We start from the raw sequence: 4,813 nt of genomic DNA on the forward strand, positions 1-4,813 counted from the left end.
CCGCCGCGCGGTGGAACGGCCACCCGCCCCACACGACGACCGGAGCGGCGAGGGTCAACGAGAGCCACTGCCAGTTGGTGAACTGCAACGCCGGGATCATGGCCATCGCGATCACGGGTATCGACAGCAGCGCGGAGACGATCACGCGGTGGCGCAGGCTCTCCACCCGGTCAGGGGCCTCGGAGTCGTCGGTGGCGTTGCCGGCATGTCCCGTCGCGGCGGCGGCCCCGTCGGCGGCGCGCGGGGTCGAGGTGGCGGCGGGCGTGCGGGGCTGCGGGAGCCGCGCCGAGTACCCGGCCTGCTGGACGGTGTCGAGCAGGAGTTGCGACTCCACGCCCGGGGCGTACTCCACGCGCGCCTTCTCGGTGGCGTAGTTGACCTCGGCCGTCACCCCGTCGAGCTTGTTGAGCTTGCGCTCGATCCGGTTGGCGCACGAGGCGCAGGTCATGCCCTCGATCTGGAGGTCGACGACGGTGGTCGCCGGTCCGCCGGTGAGGCTGCCGGCAGTGCTGGTGTCGGTGCGGCTCATCGTGGCCACCTCATTCCGCGGCGTCGAGTGTGTACCCGGCCTCGTCCACGGCGGCGCGGACGAGGGCGGGGTCGACGGGATCGGGGGCGACGACGACGAGGCGGCCCGACTCCAGGTCGACCTCCACATCGGTGACGCCGGGGATCTCCGAGACCTCCTCCTTCACGGAGGCGACGCAGTGGCCGCAGGTCATTCCGGAGACGGTGAAGGTGGCGGTGTCGGACATGGGGTTCTCCTCTGATGGTTGCAGACGGGTGGAGGGCGGCTCGGTGGAGCGGACTACGACTTGACCAGGCGCGCGATGGCCGCATTGGCCTCGGCGAGCTTGGCCTGCGCCTCCGGGCCACCGTGCTCGATCGCGCCGGCCACGCAGTGGCCCAGGTGCTCCTCGAGCAGGTTGAGCGAGAGCGACTGCAGCGCCCGGGTCATGGCGGAGACCTGCGTGAGGATGTCGATGCAGTACTTGTCCTCCTCGACCATCTTCTGCAGACCGCGGGCCTGACCCTCGATGCGGCGCAGCCGCTTGAGGTGGTCGTCCTTATTCGGGGTGTATCCGTGCTCGGCCATGCGAGATACGGTACCCCCCTAGGGTACCTATTTCAAGGCCCGCGACGCCCCGAACCCCGGGACGCCCGCGGCTCAGGCCTGGCGGTCGGGCTTCAGGCCGTGTTCGATACCCCAGGCCACCGCCTGGGCACGCGTGGTCACACCCATTTTCCGGTAGGCAGCACGGATGTAGGTCTTGACCGTGTTCGCCGACAGGTAGCACCGGTCGGCGATGTCATGATTCGACATACCCTGCACGATCAGGCCCACCATCTCGGCTTCGCGGGCGGAGAGGCCGGCCTCCTTGGCGGGCCAGTCGTTGGCCCCCGTGGCGGACAACCCCGGCCCCACCATCGTCACGATGCGACCCGCCGCGATCTCCTCAATCCCCCGGACCAGCTCCGGAGCGGACAGGGACTTGGAGAGGAAACCGTTCGCCCCCAACGCCAGACTGTCCTCGACAGCAGCGCGGTCAGCGGCGAAGGAGTAGACCGCGACCGCAGCGATCGACGGGTCCTGACGCAACGCGGCCAGGCGGGCGTGCTTACCCACCGGCGCGGCGAACGTGTCGTACAGGGCCACGTCCACCGGAGCCGCCCCCTTGGAGACCGTGCGCTTCTCCACGACCTCGATGCGGTCGGCGTACTCCGAGAGTATGGCGTTCACCCCGGCTACGACGACGAGGTAGTCGTTGATCACAGTCACCCTGACCGGCATGGACAGACCTTAGCAACGAACCCTCGGATGCCCCGATACGGCGATCACACCCCTGGGGGTGTAGTCCGCCCGCTTTCATACAACGGATGATGGGACGTTGTTCCGCGCACGGTCTTTCGACTCGTCGCCGACCCGGGAAGTGGGATGATCATTTGGCTGAGGCCGCCTCGACCGCAGTGGACGATCGATGGGCATGGGCTGACCGCGGCAACTGCGTCGGCCACCAGGACCTGTTCTACAACGACGACCACGACCTCAAGGGCACGAGGCGGAAGAACGAGGAACTCGCCAAGCAGCTCTGCCGGCAGTGCCCGGTGCTCGACCAGTGCCGTCGGTACGCCATCGAGGAGCGGGAGCTCTACGGCGTCTGGGGCGGCATGACCGAGCTGGAACGACACAAGGCGGCGGGCCGGTTGCGCACCGGCTGACCTGCGGCCCGCAACGCCGACTTCAGCGGACGCGAGCCACCGCGAAGCCATCCCAGCCCTTGGCGCCCACCGTCTGCAGGGCGGTCGCGTCCAGTCGCGGATGACCGCCGAGCAGCGTCAGCACCTCGCGGCTGCCGAGCACCCCGGGATCGTCGGAGCCCGCGTCCGCGACCGCGCCGTGGCGCACGACGTTGTCCACTACGATCACGCTGCCCGGGCGGGTCAACTGCAACGCGAGCTCGACGTAGCCCGGATTGCCGGGCTTGTCGGCGTCGATGAACACCATGTCGAACGGCTCGGTACCCGTGTCGATCAGCGCCCGCGCCGACTCCGAGGCCGGGCCCACGAGTACCTCCACGCGATCGGCCACCCCGGCCCGTCTGAAGTTTGCGCGCGCCACCTCGGCATGCCGCGGGTCGATCTCCAAAGTGACCACCTCGCCGTCGTCCCCCAGGGCGCGGGCGACGCTGGCCGCGCTGTACCCGCCGAGAGTCCCGAACTCCAGGACGCGGCGCGCGCCGATCATCCGGCAGAGCAGCGCGAGGAACCGCGCCTGGGCGGCGGAGACCTCGATCGGGGGCAGGTCCGCCGCCGCGGTGGCCTCACGCACATCCCGCAACACCTGGTCCTCGAGCCCCATCGCCTCGTCGAGGAATGCGTCGACCTCCGCCCATCCGGGCTCATGGTCAGTGGTGTCGGGCGTGGCGGGCGGGTGCTCGGTCATGGCTACGACGGTAGCTCCGGGAGGGTGCCCGACCCACGCGGGAGGGCGGCGACTTAGACTCCGCTCATCAGTGATTCACGACACATTAAGTCCGGGGGGACCGTGTTACTTCGTCGAACCGCGCTGCGCGCTGCCGCACTCGCCACCGCTCTGGCGACCACCATCGGGGGCGGGGCCGCGCTCGCCCCGGTCGCCGCAGCCCAGGGCTCGTCCAACGACCCTGCTCCCGCGTTCTATCAACCGCCCGCCCAGCTGCCCGCAGGCGCGGGAGCACTCGTCAAGACCGAGTCGTTCCCACTCGCCGGCGCCATCCCACCGATCCCCGGGGCGGAGTTCGTCTCGGACGGCGCGGGCCCGATCTCGACCGATGCCCAGCGCATCATGTACACCTCCGCGGGGTCGAGAAACCAGCCAATCGCCGTGACGGGGACGTACCTCCAGCCCCGCGCGCCGTGGACCGGCCCGGGGACGCGGCCGCTCGCAGTGCTCGCACCGGGCACCCAGGGTCAGGCCGACCACTGCGCGCCGTCGAAGACCTTCCAGAACCTGGCCACCGTCCGCACGGACCCGCCCGGCGTGGGCTTCGGCTACGAACTCATCCAGGCCTACGCGTTGCTGGCCCGCGGCTACGCGGTCGCGATGACCGACTACGAGGGGCTGGGCACGCCCGGCATCCACCCGTACGTCCACCGCGAGTCCTCGGCCCGTGCCGTGTTGGACATCGCCCGTGCCGCGCCGCGGATCCCTGGTGCGGACATCGGACCCTCGCCGCGCACCGTGTTCTCCGGGTACTCGCAGGGCGGCGGCGCTGTGGCCGCAGCCGCCGAACTGCATCCGCGGTACGCGGCCGAGGTGAACCTCGTCGGCACCGCCGCCGGATCGCCGCCCGCCGACCTCCTGGCCACTCTCGAGAGGGCAGACGGGTCGGCGATCGCCGGCGTGATCGGGTACTCGCTCAACAGTCTGGTCGACGCCTACCCGGAGATGGACCCGCTCCTCGACGCCTATCTCAACGACCACGGCCGGGCGATGCTCGCCGCCACCTCCGACCAGTGCATCGGCGAGACCGCCATCCAGTTCTTCCAGCAGCGCACCAACAACTTCACGCGGTCCGGCCAGTCCGCCGGGGAGATCGCCAGGCAGGATCCGGCCATCATGGACTACCTGGAGCGCCAACGCATCGGCCGCCTGTCGCCCACCACGCCGGTGCGGATCCTGTCCCCCGTGAACGACGACGTGGTGCCCGGTCACCAGTCACAGCGACTCGGCCGCGACTGGTGCGCGCAGGGTGCGGCCGTCGAGATGGTGATCGACCACACCCCGCCGGTGGCCACCGGGCTGGTCATCAATCACGCGGTGCCGATGCTCTCCGGCCTCGGAGGGACGGTGCAGTACCTGGCCGACCGGATCGACGGCCTGCCGGCCCCGGTCAACTGCGGGACGTACTGAGTCGACGACCCCCGCGGCTACGCGCGTCCTGCCGGGTCGCGCTGGCCTGCGCCCCCCTTCATCGGGAAGAGCGTTCCGAACACATCCGCCGAGAAGCAGGTGCTCGGAACGCTCTTCTCGTTGGGGTGCGCCGGGTATGACGCAGTCGACGACGCGTGGCTCGGTGGCGGCCTGGGCCTCGGGCTCGGTCGCGGCCTTGGCCTGGGTTTCGGTCTCGGTCTTGGTCTCGGTCTCGCAAGTAGATTGCGCAACTTCCTTGTAGAATCGCTTGGGTGGCCCACCAGACCGACTCTGCGAGCAGCTCCGACCCGAGCGACACCCCTGGTGCCGCGGCTACCGCGTCCGCCACGAGCACCGCGGCCGCCGACCCGTCCGCGCTGGCCACCGATCTGCGCGAAGCCCTTCGCCCGCTGTGGCGGA

Annotated in this window: 7 protein-coding genes; 2 read left to right on the forward strand and 5 right to left on the reverse strand. The window is 70.1% G+C overall.

Annotated features, from left to right (window positions below; genetic code table 11):
• From G6018_RS14090 to G6018_RS14105, 4 genes are all read right to left on the reverse strand, one after another.
• Positions 1-529 (reverse strand): cation transporter (locus tag G6018_RS14090; RefSeq protein ID WP_182639947.1); only part of this gene is annotated, 529 nt, incomplete at its 3' end.
• A 10-nt stretch (positions 530-539) separates the two neighbouring features.
• Complete coding sequence (locus G6018_RS14095) at positions 540-755, reverse strand: heavy metal-associated domain-containing protein (protein WP_182639948.1); 216 nt, start codon at positions 753-755, stop codon at positions 540-542.
• A gap of 53 nt (positions 756-808) precedes the next feature.
• Entirely contained in the window at positions 809-1,096 is a 288-nt protein-coding gene (locus G6018_RS14100) for a metal-sensitive transcriptional regulator (RefSeq protein ID WP_095718749.1), read from the reverse strand.
• Between the two features lie 72 nt (positions 1,097-1,168).
• A complete protein-coding gene (locus G6018_RS14105) occupies positions 1,169-1,792 on the reverse strand; it encodes a response regulator transcription factor (protein ID WP_182639949.1) in 624 nt (207 codons plus the stop codon).
• 152 nt (positions 1,793-1,944) lie between these two features.
• Between G6018_RS14105 and G6018_RS14110 the strand changes: the two genes are divergently transcribed.
• Complete coding sequence (locus tag G6018_RS14110) at positions 1,945-2,220, forward strand: WhiB family transcriptional regulator (protein WP_241730769.1); 276 nt, start codon at positions 1,945-1,947, stop codon at positions 2,218-2,220.
• A 22-nt stretch (positions 2,221-2,242) separates the two neighbouring features.
• Here G6018_RS14110 and G6018_RS14115 read toward each other — a convergent pair whose 3' ends face one another.
• Positions 2,243-2,860, reverse strand: coding sequence for an O-methyltransferase (locus G6018_RS14115; protein ID WP_206682366.1), 618 nt, complete (start codon positions 2,858-2,860; stop codon positions 2,243-2,245).
• A 186-nt stretch (positions 2,861-3,046) separates the two neighbouring features.
• Here G6018_RS14115 and G6018_RS14120 point away from each other — a divergent pair, with 186 nt between their 5' ends.
• The gene (locus G6018_RS14120; RefSeq protein WP_259847920.1) at positions 3,047-4,393 is read left to right on the forward strand and encodes a lipase family protein; all 1,347 of its coding nucleotides are present in this window, start codon (positions 3,047-3,049) and stop codon (positions 4,391-4,393) included.
• Positions 4,394-4,813 lie beyond the last annotated feature (420 nt).

Origin of the sequence: Dietzia sp. DQ11-44 (assembly GCF_014145205.1) — a bacterium.
Classification (GTDB): Bacteria; Actinomycetota; Actinomycetes; order Mycobacteriales; family Mycobacteriaceae; genus Dietzia; species Dietzia natronolimnaea.

Bases quoted from the DNA above. Each gene is read 5' to 3' on its own strand.
- G6018_RS14100 (WP_095718749.1), bottom strand. From the start codon at position 1,096: ATGGCCGAGCACGGATACACCCCGAATAAGGACGACCACCTCAAGCGG.
- G6018_RS14105 (WP_182639949.1), bottom strand. From the start codon at position 1,792: ATGCCGGTCAGGGTGACTGTGATCAACGACTACCTCGTCGTCGTAGCC.
- G6018_RS14115 (WP_206682366.1), bottom strand. From the start codon at position 2,860: ATGGGGCTCGAGGACCAGGTGTTGCGGGATGTGCGTGAGGCCACCGCG.
- G6018_RS14095 (WP_182639948.1), bottom strand. From the start codon at position 755: ATGTCCGACACCGCCACCTTCACCGTCTCCGGAATGACCTGCGGCCAC.